Consider the following 17,287-nt stretch of genomic DNA (forward strand, 5'->3'; position numbering starts at 1 on the left):
TGAATTATCTGCAGGACCAGTATCATTTTTGCAACTTGCGGTGGAAATTAGCAGCATTCCGCATTCTGTCAAGGCGCGCAGCAGTAAAAAGTGCTACTGAGCGCTGTAACCCGCATATTTTGAGGTCAATCGTTGAGAACAGGATGAGTGCAGAACAGCAATTAGTCGATACCCGCTGGATGCGTCTGGCGCTGGATATGGCGGTGCAAGCGGTGGCAGCGGGGGAGGTGCCGGTTGGTGCGGTGCTGGTGAACTCTGCCGGAGAATATCTGGCAGGGGCGCATAACGCCCCCATTGCAACGCATGATCCCAGCGCTCACGCCGAAATGCGGGTGTTGCGTGCTGCTGGCCTGCAGATGGAGAATTATCGCCTGACGGGGTCCACGCTCTATGTGACCCTGGAGCCTTGTATCATGTGTGCCGGGGCCATGCTCCATGCCCGGGTGGACCGGGTGGTGTACGGGGCGGCGGACCCCAAGGCCGGCGCGGTGGAAAGTCTTTATCAGCTGTTTGATGATCCGCGTTTCAATCATCGGATTCAGGTGGAGGCCGGGTTGCTGGCCGAGGAGTCGGCGAAGCTGCTGCGCGATTTTTTTCGGGCGCGGCGTGCCCGCCCAAGCGAGGAAACATGAAGCATCTCAGTACCGAATGGAAAATCACTGCGGGCGGGCGAAGGTTGCATGAGCTGACCGAAGCCCTGCAAGCCTGGTTGCAGGCGGTCGGAGCCCGGGAAGGGCTGGTCAATCTGTTCGTGCCCCATACTTCGGCGAGCCTGATCCTTCAGGAAAATGCCGATCCGGATGTGCAGCACGATATTCTCGACTATTTTGCCCGTCTGGTCCCCGATGATGACCCGCATTTTTGCCACTGCAATGAAGGGCCTGACGATATGTCCGCGCATTTGCGCTGTGTCCTGACCCAGAATAGTCTGGTGATACCGGTCAGGGAGGGGCGTGCCGCCCTGGGTGTCTGGCAGGGTGTGTTTTTGTTTGAGCATCGTACTCGCCCTCTCAGCAGGCAGATTTTGCTCAGTTTTCAGGGCATGACAAGAACGTGACAGGAGAAAAGTGAATGTCCAGCTTTACGGAGCGGTATCGGGGAATGCTCTGGGGAATCAAGGAGTGGTCGCGTTGGGATACTTTCGTGGAAACCCTCAGTGCTCATGCGGATGATGGTTGGTATGTGTATTTTGTGGGTGTGGATTATCCGCATGCGCCTCTCAAAGCCGCACTTTTTCGTCAGCGCCTGGAGGCTATCAGTGCTCTCCTGCATCAGGACCATCGCGAAAAATATCTGGGGATCGTGTATGTGGATGATTTTGACAATCCCCAGCTGATCAAGATTTATGATCCCAACAATCTGGGTGCATCTTGTGGCAGTAGTGGCAAACTGGTGCCTCCGGGCTGGATTTTATCGCGTATGGCACCGGATGATCTGGGTGACTTTATTGTTCCCGAAGGGCGTAAACGCTGGTGGCGGGAGCTGCCGCAAAGCTGAGCGCATTGCCATGACGCGTTAGCCTTTTGTACTCTGTATAAATTCCAAGCCGAGGAGAACCCATGGAAGCAGACCTGAAACCCCTGGAATTTGAGGGCATTCGCCGATTACTGGAAAAATTGTGCGCAACGCCCTTTGGTGCCGATGCGGCCCGTAATCTGGGGCCAGCACCCACAGTGGGCGTGGCTCGGCAGTTGCAGGATGCCATTAGTGCTGCACGCCTAGGTCTGGAATCCGGGGAGGGTCCGGTACTGCCGGAATTGCCCGATGTGCGTGCTGCCATCCGCCAGGTGTCCAGTCCGGGGGCGGCTTTGGCAGGCACGGCATTTCGTAATCTGGCCCTGGTGTTGCGCGTGGGCAAGGAGTTACGGCCTTTTGTTGAAAAGCGCCCCGGACTTTTGCCCACCGGGGCGGCGCGTCTGGATGCGGCTGCTGACCTCCTGCCCAAAATCGACGCGGTATTGATGCCCAATGGCAGTGTGCGCGAAGACGGTAACGCCCAGCTCCGGCAATTACATGCGGAGCTAAAAGCCGAGCGTGATCAGATTCAAAAGACCATGCAGTCCCACCTGTCAGCACCGGGAGCCAAGCTGCATTGGTCTGGTCAGCGCGCCTGTGTTCATCTGCCCGATGGCGCTACCGATCAGATTCGCGGCGTGCGCCGGGGAACCGGACCCGGTGGTCACGGCTATCTGGTTGAGCCCATGGAGCTGGTGGCGAGCAATAACCGTCTGGAGAAAATTGCGGGCAGTATCGAGCAGGAAAATCAGGCGATTCTGCGTGCGCTGAGTGATGAGGGGCGGGACCGTCTGGTCGGCTTGCAACATCTGGTGGAGTCACTAACCTGGCTGGATCTGGCCATTGCCGGAGCGCAGTTATCCATTCATCTAAACGCCAAGGCGGCTGAAATGGTGGATGCGCCCGTTTTGACGCTGGAAGAAGCCTATCATCCGCAACTGATTCTTGCTTACGCCGAAAAGCGCGGCCCCCAACCTAAGCCCTTGTCGGTGCAGATCAATGCGGATTGCCCGATTCTGGTGGTGACCGGGCCCAATACCGGCGGTAAGAGTGTTTCCCTGAAAACCGTCGGGCTGTTGACGGTGATGGCCCACTGCGGGCTGCACATTCCGGTCGGCGGAAGGGCGGTTGTCGGGAATTTCACCCGGATTTTTGTGGACATGGGCGACCCGCAAAGTGTGGCCTTTGAGCTTTCCACTTATTCCGGACATGTGGAAGTGCTCAAGCGGCTCCTTGCCGATGCCGATGACCATACCCTGATCCTGTTGGATGAATTGGGTACCGGGACTGATCCGGAAGAAGGTGCGGCTCTGGCCATGGCGGTGCTCGATCACCTGGCGGAGCGCGGGGTGCGGGGTATGGTGACCACCCATCTTACTCCTCTCAAATCTTTTGCGGATCAGCACGGATCCCTGCGCAATGCGTCCATGCGCTTTGATCATGAGCGTCTGGAACCGACTTACGAACTGGAAATTGGTGTGCCCGGGCGCTCTCTGGGGCTGGTGATCGCCGCCCAGCGCGGCCTGCCCGACAATCTGGTCAGCAAGGCCCGCCATTATCTCGAAACGTTGCATCAGCATTCCTGATGGCTGGCTATAGATGCCGGACCAAGTACGCCAAGGCTTTTTTATTTGACCTGTCCCGGAAAACTGTCTAATTTTTTGCGCTGATACTTTATTCCCTGAGGAGTATGACGATGACTTCCCCGACCAGCACCCCTGAGCGCCTGGACGCGCAATCGCAATCTGACACCCTGAGCGGTGCCGAAATTGTGGTGCATGCCCTGCGTGACGAAGGTGTGGAATTTGTATTTGGTTATCCCGGTGGCGCGGTACTTTACATATATGATGCGTTGGACAAGCAGGAAGCGGTGCAGCACATCCTGGTCCGGCATGAGCAGGCGGCGGTGCATGCCGCCGATGCTTACTCCCGGGTGACCGGCAAGGTCGGTGTGGCTCTGGTGACCAGTGGCCCCGGAGCGACCAACGCTGTCACCGGCATTGCCACGGCCTATATGGATTCCGTACCCCTGGTGGTGATCAGCGGGCAGGTGCCCGTCGCCCTGATTGGGAATGACGCCTTTCAGGAAGTGGATACGGTGGGTATTACCCGTCCCTGCACCAAGCACAATTTTCTGGTCAAGGATGTCAAGGATCTGGCCAGTACCCTGAAAGCCGCTTTTTATCTGGCGGCAACCGGCCGGCCCGGCCCGGTGCTGGTGGATATCCCCAAGGATGTGACCGCCCATCAGTGTGCCTATCATTATCCTGACAAGATTTCCCTGCGGTCCTACAAGCCGACGGTCAAAGGTCATCCGGGACAGGTGCGCAAGGCCATGCAGTTGATTGCCAGCGCCCAGCGGCCCATGTTTTACACGGGTGGTGGTGTGGTCCTGGGTAACGCGTCGGAAGAACTACGCAAGCTGGTTCGCGCCCTGAATGTGCCGATTACGCACACCCTCATGGGCCTGGGCGCCTACCCGGCGACGGATCCCCAGTTTGTGGGCATGTTGGGTATGCATGGAACCTATGAAGCCAACATGGCGGTGCAGCACTGTGATGTGCTGGTGGCTCTGGGCGCACGCTTTGATGACCGGGTTACCGGGAATCTCGCCAAGTTCGCTCCTCATGCCAAAATTGTCCATGTGGACGTGGACCCTTCTTCCATATCCAAAAATGTCCGGGTGGATGTGCCTATTGTCGGCGATTTGCAGCAGGTGCTGACGGAAATGAACCAGGTCCTGGGTGAATTGGATTCACTCAATGACCGTCATGCCATGCAGGCCTGGTGGGGACAAATTGAAGAATGGCGTAAGCGTGACTGCCTGCATTACCAGCAGGATGAACTGATCATCAAGCCCCAGTTTGTGGTGCAGAAGCTCTATGAACTCACTGCCGGGGAGGCCATTGTCACCTCGGACGTGGGCCAGCATCAGATGTGGGCGGCGCAGTTTTATGGTTTCGATCAGCCCCGCCGTTGGGTGAACAGTGGCGGACTGGGGACCATGGGTTTTGGTCTGCCTGCGGCCATGGGTGCCCAGGTGGCAGAGCCTGATGCGACGGTGGTCTGTATTACCGGCGATGGCAGTATCCAGATGAATATCCAGGAACTGTCCACCTGCCAACAATACAAATTGCCCCTCAAGGTGGCTTGCCTCAACAACCATTATCTGGGCATGGTTCGCCAGTGGCAGGAGTTTTTCTATGAAGACCGTTACGCCATGAGTTATGTGGATGCCTTGCCGGACTTCGTCAAACTGGCGGAAGCCTATGGTCATATCGGTTTGCGCGCGGACAAGCCTGCCGACGTGGAACCGGTCATCCGCGAAGCCCTGCGCCTCAAGGACCGCATGGTATTCATGGATTTCCGGGTGGATGCCAAGGAAAACGTCTATCCCATGGTGCCGGCTGGTGCCGCTCTTTCTGAAATGATCCTGGTCTGAGCATGCGTCATATCATCTCCATTTTGCTGGAAAACGAAGCGGGCGCTCTTTCACGGGTGGCGGGTCTGTTTTCGGCGCGCGGTTACAATATCGAAGCCATGACCGTCGCCCCCACCCACGATGCCAGTATCTCGCGCATGACCGTAGCCACCAGTGGCTCGGAAGAAATCATGGAGCAGGTGCTCAAGCAGTTGAACAAGTTGGTGGAGGTCATCCGCGTCCATGATCTCAGCGAGGGTCCGCATATAGAGCGTGAACTGATGCTGATCAAGGTCCATGCGGTGGGGCCAGACCGGGAAGAGGTGAAGCGTCTTTCGGATATATTCCGGGGGCGCATCATCGATGTGACTGACCGGTCCTACACCATTGAACTTACCGGTCCGGGCGACAAGCTGGATGCCTTCATTCACGCCCTCGATCCGGGTATGGTCATCGAAGTGGTGCGCAGTGGTGCCAGCGCCATCAGCCGTGGTGCCAAGGCTATCTGACCTTCCGGATTCATCATTCATTTTTGTACTTACGCAGAGGTTTACATGAAAGTTTATTACGATAACGATGCTGATTTGGCCCTCATCCAGAAAAAGAAAGTAGCCATCATTGGTTATGGCTCCCAGGGTCATGCCCATGCCCTGAATCTCAAGGATTCCGGTGTTTCCGTGGTGGTGGGGCTGCGCAAGGATTCCACTTCCTGGGACAAGGCCGTCAAGGCCGGACTGGAAGTGAAAGAAGTGGGCGATGCCGTAGCCAGCGCCGATGTGGTCATGATCCTGACTCCTGATGAAGGCCAGGCGGCCCTATACCGTGATGAAATCGCCCCTAAAATCAAGCAGGGCGCGGCGCTGGTTTTCGCGCATGGCTTTAATGTGCATTTTGGTCAGATTCATCCTCGTGCGGATCTGGATTGCTTTCTGGTGGCTCCCAAGGGTCCCGGCCATCTGGTGCGCTCCACCTATACCCAGGGTGGCGGGGTTCCGAGTCTGATTGCGGTGCATCAGGATGCCAGCGGTAATGCGACGAATATTGCCCTGGCTTATGCCAAGGCCAATGGCGGTACCCGCGCCGGGGTCATCGAAACGAGCTTCCGCGAAGAAACCGAAACGGACTTGTTTGGTGAGCAGGCAGTACTCTGCGGTGGTGCCACGGCCCTGGTTCAGGCTGGTTTTGAAACGCTGGTGGAAGCCGGATACGCGCCGGAAATGGCCTATTTTGAGTGTCTGCACGAACTGAAACTGATTGTCGATCTGATGTATGAGGGGGGCATTGCCAATATGCGCTATTCTATCTCCAATACCGCAGAATATGGGGATCTCACCCGGGGTCCTCGAGTTGTCAACGCCGATACCAAGGCCGAGATGAAGAAAATTCTCACGGAAATCCAGACCGGGCAGTTTGCCAAGGAATTCATTCTCGAAAACCAGGCCGGTAAGGCGACCATGCAGGCCATGCGCCGGATGGGTGCGGAGCATCCCATTGAAGTGGTGGGCGACAAGCTGCGTTCGATGATGACCTGGATTGGTCAGAACCGCATTGTGGATCGTTCCCGCAACTAGGATTGTTTGATTTTTTTGAAAAATATCCGGGCGAATCCCTCGGGACAAAGTTCTTGCCCCGAAGCGGTTCGCCCTTTTCTCATGGCCCCGGTCCTGCTACGCTCCGCCCATGAAAACTGATTATCCTTATCCCATTCTGGCGCGTGAAGGTTGGCCTTTTTTACTGTTGTTTCTGGCCCTCGCCATTGTCCTGCAGATTTTTCTGACAGGTTGGTGGCTGTTTTTTTCAGCGCTTTTTTATCTCTTGTTTCTGTTCAGCCTGCAGTTTTTTCGCGATCCCCGGCGGCCCCTGCCGGATTTGTCGCCACATTCGGTGCTCTGTCCTGCCGATGGCCGGGTCATTGCCATTGAACAGGTCGAAGATCCTTATCTCTCCCGTCCTGCCCTCAAGATCAGCATTTTCATGAATGTGTTTGACGTGCATGTGAATCGGATGCCGGTCAGTGGTGTAGTACAGAATGTCTGGTATTTTCCGGGACGATTTTTCAATGCGGCCCTGGACAAGGCTTCCTTGGAAAATGAGCGCAATGCGCTGTGGATTAAAACCGTCGAAGGTCAGGATGTGACGGTGGTTCAGGTGGCGGGCCTGGTGGCGCGGCGCATTGTTTGTCATGTTCAAAGGGAAAATAGCGTCGTGATCGGGCAGCGATTTGGTTTCATTCGCTTTGGCTCGCGGGTCGATACTTATGTGCCATTGGATACCCAGGTCCAGGTGCGCATTGGCGAAAGAGTGCGTTCCGGTGCCCAGTGTCTGGCGACCCTGCCAGTGACGGCCCCATGAATCCGCGCTATCCCCGGCGTGGGGTCTATGTGCTCCCTAATCTGTTTACCACGGCCAGCCTTTTTGCCGGTTTTTATTCCATTGTCGCTTCCATTCACGGTCATTACCGGACAGCCGCTATTGTCATTTTCATCGCTATGATTCTCGATGGTCTGGATGGCAGGGTGGCGCGCATGACCCATACCGAAAGTGCTTTTGGTGCGGAATATGATTCGCTGGCGGATGTCATCGCCTTCGGCATGGCGCCCGCTGTCCTGGTCATGCTCTGGGGGCTTCAGGACTTTGGCAAATTCGGCTGGCTGGGTGCGTTTGTGTATATTGCCTGCGGTGCCTTACGCCTGGCGCGTTTCAATACCCAAGTCCATAGTGCCTCCAAGCGCTATTTTCAGGGTTTGCCCATTCCTACTGCGGCGGCGGTCCTGGCCAGCCTGGTCTGGGTGGCTGTCGGTGAGGGTTACCCCTGGCTGACCCAGGTGAGTGAATATATCGCCCTGGGCCTGGTGTATGTATTGGGTCTGCTGATGGTGAGCAATGTCCGTTTCCGCAGCTTCAAGGACTTTGACCTCCACGGGCGGGTGCCCTTTGCCCTGGCTATTATCGTGGTTCTGGTAGTAGCTCTGATTGCGGTACATCCCCCTCTGGTGCTGTTTTTGGCCGGAATTTCTTACGTGCTGGTGGGTTTGATTCTCACCCTCTGGCAGATTCGCAGTCGTCGTCAGAGAAGGCGGCGGGGAATGCATTCGAACTGATAGCAAAGAATCCGGGAATAGGCTGATGCGCGTCCATCATGAGCTGTTATCACGCGAAGAATTACCGTTCTTAGCCTTGTGGCTGGTATTGCTGAGCATTCCTCTGGCTATTGCGTTGACCAAGTTTGCTGCCGTGATTTTTCTGCTGGCTTTTGTCTGGGCCGGATATATTCGCAATCTGCGTCCCCATGTGTTTTTGTTGTCAGTCGGCCTGATTTCGCTGATCAACATCTATGATTTGTTTCATTATCATTTGTTTGCTGATCATCTCGGTCCGGTAAGACATATCTGGTATTTGTGGTTTTTGCCGCTGGTGGCTGCCATGCCCTGGAGTCGACAGCGTTTTGTTGATCTGCTCAGGGCTTTTATTCTGGCCCTGACTGTCAACGGCTTGATTGGTGTTGCCCAGGCTCTGGGCTGGCACTTTCGCAATTTGTTGGGTCAGGGACCCATCGGTCTGGCGCAGACCCATATCACTTTCAGCATGATGCTGGCTTCCGGTTTGTTGCTGCTGCTCTTTGCCATCAAGGATAAAAAACTATTCTGGAGTCCGAGGATCGCAGTATTTATATTCCTGTTATTGCTCTGGCAGTTGATGTTCACCATTGGTAGAACGGGTCAGGCAGTGTTTTTTATACTGGCACTGCTCGTATTGCTGTGGATGTTTCCCCGATATCGAATAGCAGGTGCTTTGAGTGTGTTTGTTGTGGCGGGAATTGCCTTGTTGTCACCGGTATTACGGAGCCGCTGGGTTCAGGCGGTTTACGATGTGTACCTGTTTTTCAATGGCTGGGTGATTACCAGTGTAGGCTTACGTCTGGTTTATGCGCATTCCGCACTGCAGATGTTTGCCGAGCATCCGTTTTTCGGGGTGGGTGCCGGACAATTTCGTGCCGCTTACTATGATCTGGCCCGGCGTGGTCTGGAGCCCCGGTTGCCGCCCGTTGTGGATAGCATGATTGGACCGAATAATTCTTTCCTGGCCTATTTGTCAGAATTAGGTTTGTTTGGATTTATCCCGCTGATCGTTTTAATGGGATATTTATGGATCAGAGCATGGCGACAAAGTGAGCCTCTTCTCCGCTATGTGCAGGTGGTAACCTGGCTTTGGTTTGTCCTGGGTAGTTTTGCCGATACCTTCATTTGGCTGGAAGGGCAGGCCATACCCTTTGCCATTCTGATGGCCGTGCACTATGTGTCTCCCAAGGAGGAAACCCCCGTGCCAACCTTGGAGGGCGTCCACTGATACACCAGATTTTTCCCGCGCGCATCTTCCTCAACCATAATGAGATACTGGCCGTTTTTACGGCGCAGGGCGTGAATGGCGTGGATCATGTCAATCCAGCCGCTTTGGCTGCCTACGGATTCTCCCGGTGAAATAGTCCCCACTTTTTTGCCATCTTCAAGGCGGAATATGGTGACCACGGCATCCTTCCCGTGGGTTGGGAATACTGCGACGGTAAACAAATAATCCCCGGCAATATCAAAAGCCTTGGGGGGCAAGTCATGTCCATCCAGGGGGGTATTTATGGCCCAGCGCAGTTGCGGGTGGGCGCTTGTCCATTGATCGTAGCGGGCAATGACGGCGCCAATGAGTCCCCAGCTTTTTTTCGGTTTTTCATTGGTGTATCCACCTATATACAGGCTATCGCTGGCGCTATCGTAATGTGCCCGGGTCACCCGGGTGAACAGGGAAGGTATGGGGTAGCGAACCGGTTCCTTGAACTGAGGTATTCCTGCATCTGACCATGATGCGAAGGCATAATGCCAGATATGCTGGTCAGGCGTTTGACCGCGCCAGATCCCCCCCCCGGCATCGACATTCCAGGCAAAGCCATCCCCTTTGACTGCGGCGACCGGATAGGCGATTTGACTGGGTGATGCTTCAAAAGCATACAGATCATATCCGCCTCCCGTCTGCCCCATGGTATAGAGGAGGCGCTTGCCCTGGATATGGCGTATTTCTGTTGAGCAGGCGTTTTTACCCATGATCCTTGGGTCATGGGGATAGCGAATGGGGTCGAGGGTAATGGCGGTAGCTTTCCAGCCCGTTCCGGGTGCCTTTGCGGGGTCATAGGAGAATATGGATTCGGGTCCATATACAACCGTCCCGTCATGAAGGGGATCGAAACAAAATGCGGTGACCCAGGCATATTTGGAGAGTTCCCAGCGCGGCTTATTGTGCCGGTCCAGAGAGCGAATGACTACGGGTGAATTCGGGTTAGGCCCGAAGCACATGCCCACATACAGGTTCCCCTGGGTGTCCATGCCCGCCCCACGCAAGGCAAAAAACTTGTCGGGTGCCATTTCTCCGGGAGTCCCCGCGCGCAATCCGCCTTCGAGTCCATGACGAGCGACCAGCCGGGGTGTAGAATCAATGTTGTATTGCAAAACCTGTTGGCTGGGACCGTTGTCGCAAACCAGCAGGGTATTATCCGGACTGATGGAAATGGCGGTAGCCTGATTCATATGGGGAATAGTCCCCGGCAGTCTCTGCACATTCATGCTGACGTGGTGGATACTGCCGCCTTGTAATATCCATAGGGTATTTTGCGCATCTATGGCTATGCCACGCACTCCGCTTATAGCCAGTTTCCGTTCAAGGCGCATATCTTCCGGCTTGCGGATCTGGATGATTCCGTCTTTACCGGCAATTACCAAAAAACCGGACCTGGCCGTCATGGCCGTTACCAAGCCCGTTTTTTCATAGCCTTGGTAATGAATGGCAGACTGGATATTGCCAGGTTCAGTCCAGCGAAATTGCAGCAAGTGCCCAGCGGTGTTGCTGATAAAAATCCAGCCGTCAACAGCGGCAACGCTGGTTCCTGCGGTTCCCCATCCCCAGGCATCGGCTTTGCCTTCACCCTCAGCCATGAGGCACTGCTGGTTGGTGTCGCCATCTTTATAAAGACCTGTGCAACGTCCTGCTTCGTCCCATGAAGAGGCAGTCAATACCGTACCATCCCCGGTGACCGTCATAGCCACGATTTCATCCTGTACCCAGCGTCCTTGACCATTACTTCCCTTGCCGGCAAAACTATTGCCAATCCACGAGGTGAGATAGTGGCCGGGCGGCGTTTCGAGGTTGGATCCTGCGTAGGCTCGGGATATCAGTTTGCCGGAATGCAGAGCCAGCTCCGCCACGGGTATGGAAATGGCCCCTAATCCGAGCAGCTTCAGGAAAGTGCGGCGGTTGTGCATGTATCCCCCGTCAATAATGGGTGCTGAAGTCGTCAAGCTGGTTCACGAAGCCTGCAAAAGCGCTCTCTGAATGTCACCAATCAGCCCGCAAAAGTCAACGTCCTGTTACTGCGGAAACGTGTCGAGAAAGGTCTTTAGTACCAGTGCGCCATTGTGCATTTTATCTTGGGCGGCGTAGAGAAGAATCAGCGGACTGCCTGCGGCGCTATCCAGCAAGCGCTCTGCCTCGATGGTCTGTTGGGCTAACTCCTGCAGATAGCGTTGGCGAAACTCCTCCCAGAGTGAGACATCATGATGAAACCACTGGCGCAATGCAGTGCTGGGCGTCAAAGCCTTGGGCCAGGCATCCAGAGGCAGGTCTTGCTTACGGACCCCGCGTGGCCAGAGACGCTCGGCCAATACCCGAAAGCCGCTGGGCAAGGGGCGTTCATACACGCGCCAGGGAATGATTTCGATGCGTTGTTGCTTATCCATAAAGTCATTCTAGTCTTTGCCTGTGGTCTTGTCGAAAATGATTCGGCGTTGAATTGTTACATATTGGTTTCAATCATGAATTTTATGGCGCTAGAATTTTTGCGACGCTTTCCTGCAGCGCTGGCAGAACTTCCTCGGCAAACCAGGGGTTGCGATGCAGCCAAAGGGTATTCCGTGGACTGGGATGGGGCAGGGGAATCAGGTCCGGCCCATATTGACGCCAGTTGCCCACTAGCTCCTGCAGGGAACCGCGCGTGTCCGGAAGATGGTACTTCCGGGCGTACTGGCCGATGACCAGCGTCAGTTCGACTTGATTTAAATGATGGAGAAGCGGAGCGCGCCAGTGTTGCGCGCACTCCGGCAGGGGCGGTAGGTCCCCTGCACGGCCTTTTCCGGGATAACAGAATCCCATGGGGACCAGTGCAAACAAATGCGGATCGTAAAACTGCGTGCGGCTGACTCCCAGCCATTCGCGCAGACGCTCGCCACTTTGATCATCAAAGGGAAGTCCGCTGGCATGAGCGCGCCGCCCAGGTGCCTGGGCGGCAATGAGGATCCGCGCCTGCGGGTGGATTTGCAGAACCGGACGCGGCGCCTGGGGCAGCGCTTCAGCACAGATTTCACAATGCTGGAGCTTATGCAGTAATGCCGTGAGTTCCGGTTTAGTCATGGATGGGTGCTCTCGCTGGTGCAGTTGCCTGGCGCGAGTACGATGTACCAGATCATCATGCGCCACTGCAAGCTGTGCGCGCTACTTTCCGGATCCAGTTCAGCATCCTCACATATCGGATAAAACTAGCCAGAAAGGCCAATCAGAACCTGAGACTCACCGTTAAATTGCGAATGTTCCCGGTAATCCTCATTCCGTACCATTTTATGATGCCCACAACTCAGGCATTGTCGTGACATGGATATGAGTTTGTCCATTACATCTCCATACATTGTCGCGGTGCGGATTTTGATGCAGTATCGCATATATATAGATGTAGAAGGGGTGCGAAATGAGAACCACAGTAACGATTGATGATGTACTCTATGAAAAGGCATTGGAAGTTGCTGATCCTGGCATGGAAAAAGCTGATCTATTCCGTGAGGCCATCAAGACCTTTGTGAGAGTCCAGTCTGCCAAACGGCTGGCTGCCCTGGGCGGGACCATGCCGCAGATGCCGGATATTCCCCGCCGCCACGAGTTTACCGGACAGTGAAAGGTGTCTTGGTGGATACATCAGTGTGGGTTGATCACTTCCGGCATCGCCATGATGCGCTGGTGGAATTGCTGGAGCGCGATCTGGTGATGGTTCACCCTTTGGTTTTGGGCGAAATCGCCTGCGGGACCCCACCCAATCGGGATAAATTGCTGTCCGATCTCGACCGTTTGCAGACCACTCAACAGGCCACGGTAAAGGAAACTATGGTCTTCATTGGGCAGGAGCGACTGTTTGGCTTGGGCTGTGGACTGATAGACATGCTTTTGCTCGCATCGACACTGATAACGCCGGGGACAGAACTGTGGTCGCGGGACAAACGGTTGTGCGTATTAGCGGAGCGGTTTGGCGTGATGTACCAGCCTTTCCTGCATTGATCCTGCCAAGGTTTACGCCTACATTACTCTGAATGGGCAAGAGATGGCTTCGTCAGCGGCAAAAGCTGTTTAACAATACTGACGGTTTCTAAGGCGGGGCCATACCGCAATCCATCGAATATGCTTACGGCGCGGTCTGAAAACCTCAGAGGCAAAACGTAATGTCTCATAACAGCCATTCCCTGGCAGGCGAAAAACCCAGCAAAACCAGGCCATCCGCCCTGGTAGCTTCGGAACGTGCGTGGCGAAATGCTTCAAGGTCAGATGCCCCGATTATCAACCGCTCCATTACGATACCTTTAGGCAGGCGCATTTTGCGCAATGGTGCAGCTCGCCAAACCGATTTGGCGGGACCGCATGGAGCCGATGTGGACCTTGACCAAAGCCCTGGCATAATGGAAATCTCTGGCAGCAAGCCGGGTGATGCTTTATTCTGCGCGTTGTGGGGTGTCAAGAGGGCAGATCAGGCAGGAAAAAGGTTTGGTATCCAAAGACTTGCTCAAGCGTATCACCCTGGATATTGCCCGCATCCTCCTGGGCCTTGAGGTGGAACAGGCCGAGATCGTGGAAAGCAGCCATCCCCGGGTGGAAGAGCGCCGTGCCGATCTGGTGGCGCGCATGGCCTGACCGGCGGGTTAGTTTTTGCTGCACATCGATGTGCAGAACGGCAACGATGGGCAAATGCCCTGCTGGATGCTCCGCTATCGAAGTGATTTGTGCCTGCAATGCACGAGTGCAGCGCGAGACCAAATGCAGCACAAAAACGGGCCTCAAAATCTACCTAACTTTATGCTTTATATGGTGCGCCTGAAGGGACTCGAACCCCTGACCTACGGCTTAGAAGGCCGTTGCTCTATCCAGTTGAGCTACAGGCGCATGAATGAGCGGATGCTTGTATAAGCCCACTATTGTAAAGTAGGCATCAACATCAGGGAAGGGTAGGTTTGATGGAATGATGTCACGTTATCCAAAGTGATACATGATTCCTGCGGAGGTATAAATGGATAAACGCTTCATTCTGGAAAGCGAGTTCGCGCCCCAGGGCGACCAGCCAGAGGCCATTCGCCAGTTGGTGCAGGGCATGACCGATGGGGAGTTTTTTCAGACCCTGCTGGGGGTGACGGGTTCCGGTAAAACCTTTACGGTGGCTAATGTCATTGCCGCCACCCAGCGTCCGGCCATCATCATGGCGCCCAACAAGACCCTGGCGGCACAGCTTTATGCGGAGATGCGCGCCTTTTTTCCACACAATGCGGTGGAATATTTCGTCAGCTATTACGATTATTATCAGCCCGAAGCCTATGTGCCGTCTTCGGATACGTTTATTGAAAAAGACGCTTCCATTAACGACCACATCGAGCAGATGCGCCTTTCTGCAACCAAGGCCCTGCTGGAAAGACCGGATGTCATTATCGTAGCCACCGTTTCTGCCATCTATGGTTTGGGCGATCCCGCTTCCTACCATGGCATGATTTTGCATTTGCGGGAATCCGACGCCATGGACCAGCGTGCCATTCTCCAACGCCTCGCAGAAATGCAGTATTCTCGCAATCCTCTGGAATTGAAGCGCGGTACTTTTCGCGTCAACGGTGACGTCATTGATATCTGGCCCGCCGAAAGTGAAGACGAAGCGGTGCGGGTAGAATTATTCGGGGACGAAATCGAGCGGGTATCCCTTTTTGATCCGCTCACCGGTAAAACCATCGTCCGTCTGCCGCGTTACACCATTTACCCCAAAAGTCACTATGTGACGCCTCGCGAGACGATTCTGGAAGCGCTGGAAAGCATCAAGGAGGAACTGCGCGAGCGTTTGGAAGATTTACGCAAAGCCGACAAGCTCGTAGAAGCTCAGCGCCTGGAACAGCGCACCCGTTTTGACCTGGAAATGATGGCCGAACTGGGCTACTGCTCGGGGATTGAAAATTATTCCCGTTACCTGTCGGGGCGGGCACCGGGGCAACCACCGCCGACCCTGATGGATTATCTGCCGGCCAATGCACTACTGTTTATTGATGAATCCCATGTCACCGTGCCCCAATTCGGGGGGATGTACAAGGGCGACCGTTCACGCAAGGAAACCCTGGTGGAATATGGTTTTCGCCTGCCCTCTGCCCTGGATAACCGACCCTTGATGTTTCCCGAGTTTGAGGCTTTGATGCCCCAGACAGTGATGATTTCCGCTACTCCAGGCCCCTATGAGATGACCCATTCCGGGCAGGTCGTCGAGCAGGTAGTGCGTCCAACCGGGTTGGTGGATCCGGAGGTGGAGGTGCGTCCGGCCAAGGGTCAGGTAGATGATCTGATCAGTGAAATCCAGGTCGTGATCCGGAGTGGTTGGCGGATTCTGGTAACGACGCTGACCAAGCGCATGGCCGAAGACTTGACCGATTATTTACATGATCTGGGTATCAAATGCCGTTACTTGCACTCGGATATTGAAACCGTCGAACGGGTGGAAATCATTCGTGATTTGCGCGCCGGTGTTTTTGATGTGCTCATCGGTATCAACCTCTTGCGCGAGGGGCTGGATATGCCGGAAGTGGCGCTGGTCGCTATTCTCGATGCCGACAAGGAGGGCTTTTTGCGCTCGGAGCGGTCGCTGATCCAGACCATCGGCCGGGCCGCACGCAATCTGCACGGACGAGCCATCTTATATGCGGACCAGGTGACCAAATCCATGGCCGCCGCCATGCGGGAAACCGATCGTCGCCGTGAAAAGCAGGTGCAATTCAATCAGGCCCACCATATTACCCCTAAGGGAATTGTGAAGCCGGTGGCGGATATCATCGAAGGGGTTTATCGGCGTAATGCTCAACCTGCTGCGAAAGTGGCCGAAAAAAATACCAGCTATCAATTGCTCAATGAGCCGAAAGCAGTGGCTAAAAAAATCAAGGAGCTGGAAGAAAACATGTACCGTCATGCGCGTAACCTGGAGTTTGAGCAGGCGGCAGCATTACGGGACGAGATCAAAAAGCTGGAAAAACGCCTGTTGGGTACCGACCTGGAGGTCTCTCTGGTAGAGGATTAACTCTAGGCGGGGCGGTAGCAGGATAAATCCCGGGCTGTCGGAATCATGGCCGGATGGTCTTCAAATGTGGTCGTCATTGGGCTTCCAGTTTCCCGATACGTTCCAGCTCCTGCTTTAATTGTGCAGGATCTTTTTCGAGCAGTTCGGCCACGGGCAATTTCAGCATGGCTTCAATACGGGTCCGGAGAATGTGGTAGGCCTTTTGAAAAGCCGCATTGATTTCTGCTTCAGAGCCGGTGGCTTTCGCCGGGTCGTCCACGCCCCAATGGGCGCGCAGGGCCGACCCCAGATAGGCAGGGCAGGCTTCCCCGGCAGCACTGGCACATACGGTGATGACAATATCCGGGGTGCTCTGGAGGTCATCCCAGGACTTGCTGTGCAGACCTTCCGTGGCAAAACCTTCCTGCTGCAGGAGTTGAATGGAGCGCGGGTGGACGTAATCGGCAGGATGGCTGCCCGCACTCGTCGCGTGCAGGCGTGCAGCGGCCAGTCCATTGAGGGTGACTTCCGCGAGAATGGATCGACAGGAGTTTCCTGTACATAGAAACAGGATTTCAGGTGTCTTCATGAACACATTCCTCTTCAAGGGCCTCTTCAAGGGGTTGGGGTAAGGCACAATTCCGGGTGCCACGACAACAATTTTCGGTCAGGTAGGCGACCAATCCCCGCACCACGAGCATGTCCGCACGGTATCGCTGATAGCGACCCTCCCGTTGTACCGTCACCAGGCCGGCATGTTGCAGGCTTTTCAAATGAAAAGAGATACCGTTGTGAGGTTGCTGCAGATGCTCGGCAATCTCTCCGGAAACCAGTCCCTTGGGTTCCTGCTCCACCAGAAGACGAAAAATTTCCAGACGCACGGGAGAGGCCAGAGATTCCAGTTGATGAACAACATTAGCAGTTTGTTTTGAAATTTCCATGATTCAACCCAAGAACATTTCTTGCAGTATTGACAAGTAAGGGCG

The 17,287-nt window shown here is 55.0% G+C and carries 19 protein-coding genes and 1 tRNA gene; 14 read left to right on the forward strand and 6 right to left on the reverse strand.

Features of this window, described 5'->3' with window-relative positions; translation table 11 throughout:
- Window positions 1-143: 143 nt before the first annotated feature.
- The 10 genes from tadA to AC2VLR_RS09935 all read left to right on the forward strand — a co-directional run bounded on the left by tadA (window position 144) and on the right by AC2VLR_RS09935 (window position 9,283).
- Complete coding sequence (gene tadA / locus AC2VLR_RS09890) at window positions 144-632, forward strand: tRNA adenosine(34) deaminase TadA (RefSeq protein WP_486881980.1); 489 nt, start codon at window positions 144-146, stop codon at window positions 630-632.
- Entirely contained in the window at window positions 629-1,057 is a 429-nt protein-coding gene (locus tag AC2VLR_RS09895; protein ID WP_486881981.1) for a secondary thiamine-phosphate synthase enzyme YjbQ, read from the forward strand. Before tadA ends, AC2VLR_RS09895 begins: the two co-directional genes overlap by 4 nt.
- A gap of 14 nt (window positions 1,058-1,071) precedes the next feature.
- Entirely contained in the window at window positions 1,072-1,497 is a 426-nt protein-coding gene (locus AC2VLR_RS09900) for a hypothetical protein (protein WP_486881982.1), read from the forward strand.
- 62 nt (window positions 1,498-1,559) lie between these two features.
- The gene (locus AC2VLR_RS09905) at window positions 1,560-3,101 is read left to right on the forward strand and encodes an endonuclease MutS2 (protein ID WP_486881983.1); all 1,542 of its coding nucleotides are present in this window, start codon (window positions 1,560-1,562) and stop codon (window positions 3,099-3,101) included.
- A gap of 110 nt (window positions 3,102-3,211) precedes the next feature.
- Window positions 3,212-4,957, forward strand: a complete 1,746-nt coding sequence (gene ilvB / locus AC2VLR_RS09910; RefSeq protein ID WP_486881984.1) for a biosynthetic-type acetolactate synthase large subunit — start codon at window positions 3,212-3,214, stop codon at window positions 4,955-4,957.
- Between the two features lie 2 nt (window positions 4,958-4,959).
- Entirely contained in the window at window positions 4,960-5,445 is a 486-nt protein-coding gene (ilvN, locus tag AC2VLR_RS09915) for an acetolactate synthase small subunit (RefSeq protein ID WP_075323110.1), read from the forward strand.
- Between the two features lie 45 nt (window positions 5,446-5,490).
- Window positions 5,491-6,507 carry a ketol-acid reductoisomerase gene (gene ilvC / locus AC2VLR_RS09920; RefSeq protein ID WP_101537153.1) on the forward strand — a complete coding sequence of 339 codons (1,017 nt, stop codon included), beginning with the start codon at window positions 5,491-5,493 and terminating at the stop codon, window positions 6,505-6,507.
- A gap of 109 nt (window positions 6,508-6,616) precedes the next feature.
- Window positions 6,617-7,288: a phosphatidylserine decarboxylase gene (locus AC2VLR_RS09925; protein WP_486881985.1), complete on the forward strand. Its 672-nt coding sequence runs from the start codon at window positions 6,617-6,619 to the stop codon at window positions 7,286-7,288.
- Window positions 7,285-8,037 carry a CDP-diacylglycerol--serine O-phosphatidyltransferase gene (pssA, locus tag AC2VLR_RS09930; RefSeq protein WP_486882010.1) on the forward strand — a complete coding sequence of 251 codons (753 nt, stop codon included), beginning with the start codon at window positions 7,285-7,287 and terminating at the stop codon, window positions 8,035-8,037. Before AC2VLR_RS09925 ends, pssA begins: the two co-directional genes overlap by 4 nt.
- A gap of 25 nt (window positions 8,038-8,062) precedes the next feature.
- Window positions 8,063-9,283 (forward strand): O-antigen ligase family protein, encoded by a 1,221-nt coding sequence (locus AC2VLR_RS09935; protein WP_486881986.1) that lies wholly within the window; start codon window positions 8,063-8,065, stop codon window positions 9,281-9,283.
- Here AC2VLR_RS09935 and AC2VLR_RS09940 read toward each other — a convergent pair.
- The 3 genes from AC2VLR_RS09940 to AC2VLR_RS09950 all read right to left on the reverse strand — a co-directional run bounded on the left by AC2VLR_RS09940 (window position 9,229) and on the right by AC2VLR_RS09950 (window position 12,382).
- Window positions 9,229-11,238 carry an SMP-30/gluconolactonase/LRE family protein gene (locus tag AC2VLR_RS09940; protein WP_486881987.1) on the reverse strand — a complete coding sequence of 670 codons (2,010 nt, stop codon included), beginning with the start codon at window positions 11,236-11,238 and terminating at the stop codon, window positions 9,229-9,231. The genes AC2VLR_RS09935 and AC2VLR_RS09940 overlap by 55 nt on opposite strands.
- Before the next feature lie 105 nt (window positions 11,239-11,343).
- Complete coding sequence (locus AC2VLR_RS09945) at window positions 11,344-11,712, reverse strand: DUF488 domain-containing protein (protein WP_486881988.1); 369 nt, start codon at window positions 11,710-11,712, stop codon at window positions 11,344-11,346.
- Between the two features lie 82 nt (window positions 11,713-11,794).
- A complete protein-coding gene (locus AC2VLR_RS09950) occupies window positions 11,795-12,382 on the reverse strand; it encodes a uracil-DNA glycosylase family protein (RefSeq protein WP_486881989.1) in 588 nt (195 codons plus the stop codon).
- Window positions 12,383-12,713: 331 nt separating this feature from the next.
- Between AC2VLR_RS09950 and AC2VLR_RS09955 the strand changes: the two genes are divergently transcribed.
- The 3 genes from AC2VLR_RS09955 to AC2VLR_RS09965 all read left to right on the forward strand — a co-directional run bounded on the left by AC2VLR_RS09955 (window position 12,714) and on the right by AC2VLR_RS09965 (window position 13,921).
- On the forward strand, window positions 12,714-12,917 hold the full coding sequence (locus AC2VLR_RS09955) for a type II toxin-antitoxin system VapB family antitoxin (protein WP_486881990.1): 204 nt from the start codon (window positions 12,714-12,716) through the stop codon (window positions 12,915-12,917).
- 11 nt (window positions 12,918-12,928) lie between these two features.
- Complete coding sequence (locus AC2VLR_RS09960) at window positions 12,929-13,294, forward strand: type II toxin-antitoxin system VapC family toxin (protein ID WP_486881991.1); 366 nt, start codon at window positions 12,929-12,931, stop codon at window positions 13,292-13,294.
- 480 nt (window positions 13,295-13,774) lie between these two features.
- A complete protein-coding gene (locus tag AC2VLR_RS09965) occupies window positions 13,775-13,921 on the forward strand; it encodes a hypothetical protein (protein ID WP_486881992.1) in 147 nt (48 codons plus the stop codon).
- A gap of 172 nt (window positions 13,922-14,093) precedes the next feature.
- Here the strand turns inward: AC2VLR_RS09965 and AC2VLR_RS09970 are convergent.
- Window positions 14,094-14,170: transfer RNA gene (locus tag AC2VLR_RS09970), tRNA-Arg, on the reverse strand.
- A 124-nt stretch (window positions 14,171-14,294) separates the two neighbouring features.
- Here AC2VLR_RS09970 and uvrB point away from each other — a divergent pair.
- On the forward strand, window positions 14,295-16,322 hold the full coding sequence (gene uvrB, locus AC2VLR_RS09975) for an excinuclease ABC subunit UvrB (protein ID WP_486881993.1): 2,028 nt from the start codon (window positions 14,295-14,297) through the stop codon (window positions 16,320-16,322).
- A gap of 73 nt (window positions 16,323-16,395) precedes the next feature.
- Here uvrB and AC2VLR_RS09980 read toward each other — a convergent pair whose 3' ends face one another.
- Window positions 16,396-16,890, reverse strand: coding sequence for an arsenate reductase ArsC (locus AC2VLR_RS09980; protein WP_486881994.1), 495 nt, complete (start codon window positions 16,888-16,890; stop codon window positions 16,396-16,398).
- Window positions 16,877-17,242 carry an ArsR/SmtB family transcription factor gene (locus AC2VLR_RS09985; protein ID WP_486881996.1) on the reverse strand — a complete coding sequence of 122 codons (366 nt, stop codon included), beginning with the start codon at window positions 17,240-17,242 and terminating at the stop codon, window positions 16,877-16,879. The genes AC2VLR_RS09980 and AC2VLR_RS09985 overlap by 14 nt, the downstream gene beginning before the upstream one ends.
- Window positions 17,243-17,287 lie beyond the last annotated feature (45 nt).

Source organism: Acidithiobacillus sp. TH-A117 (assembly GCF_057473465.1).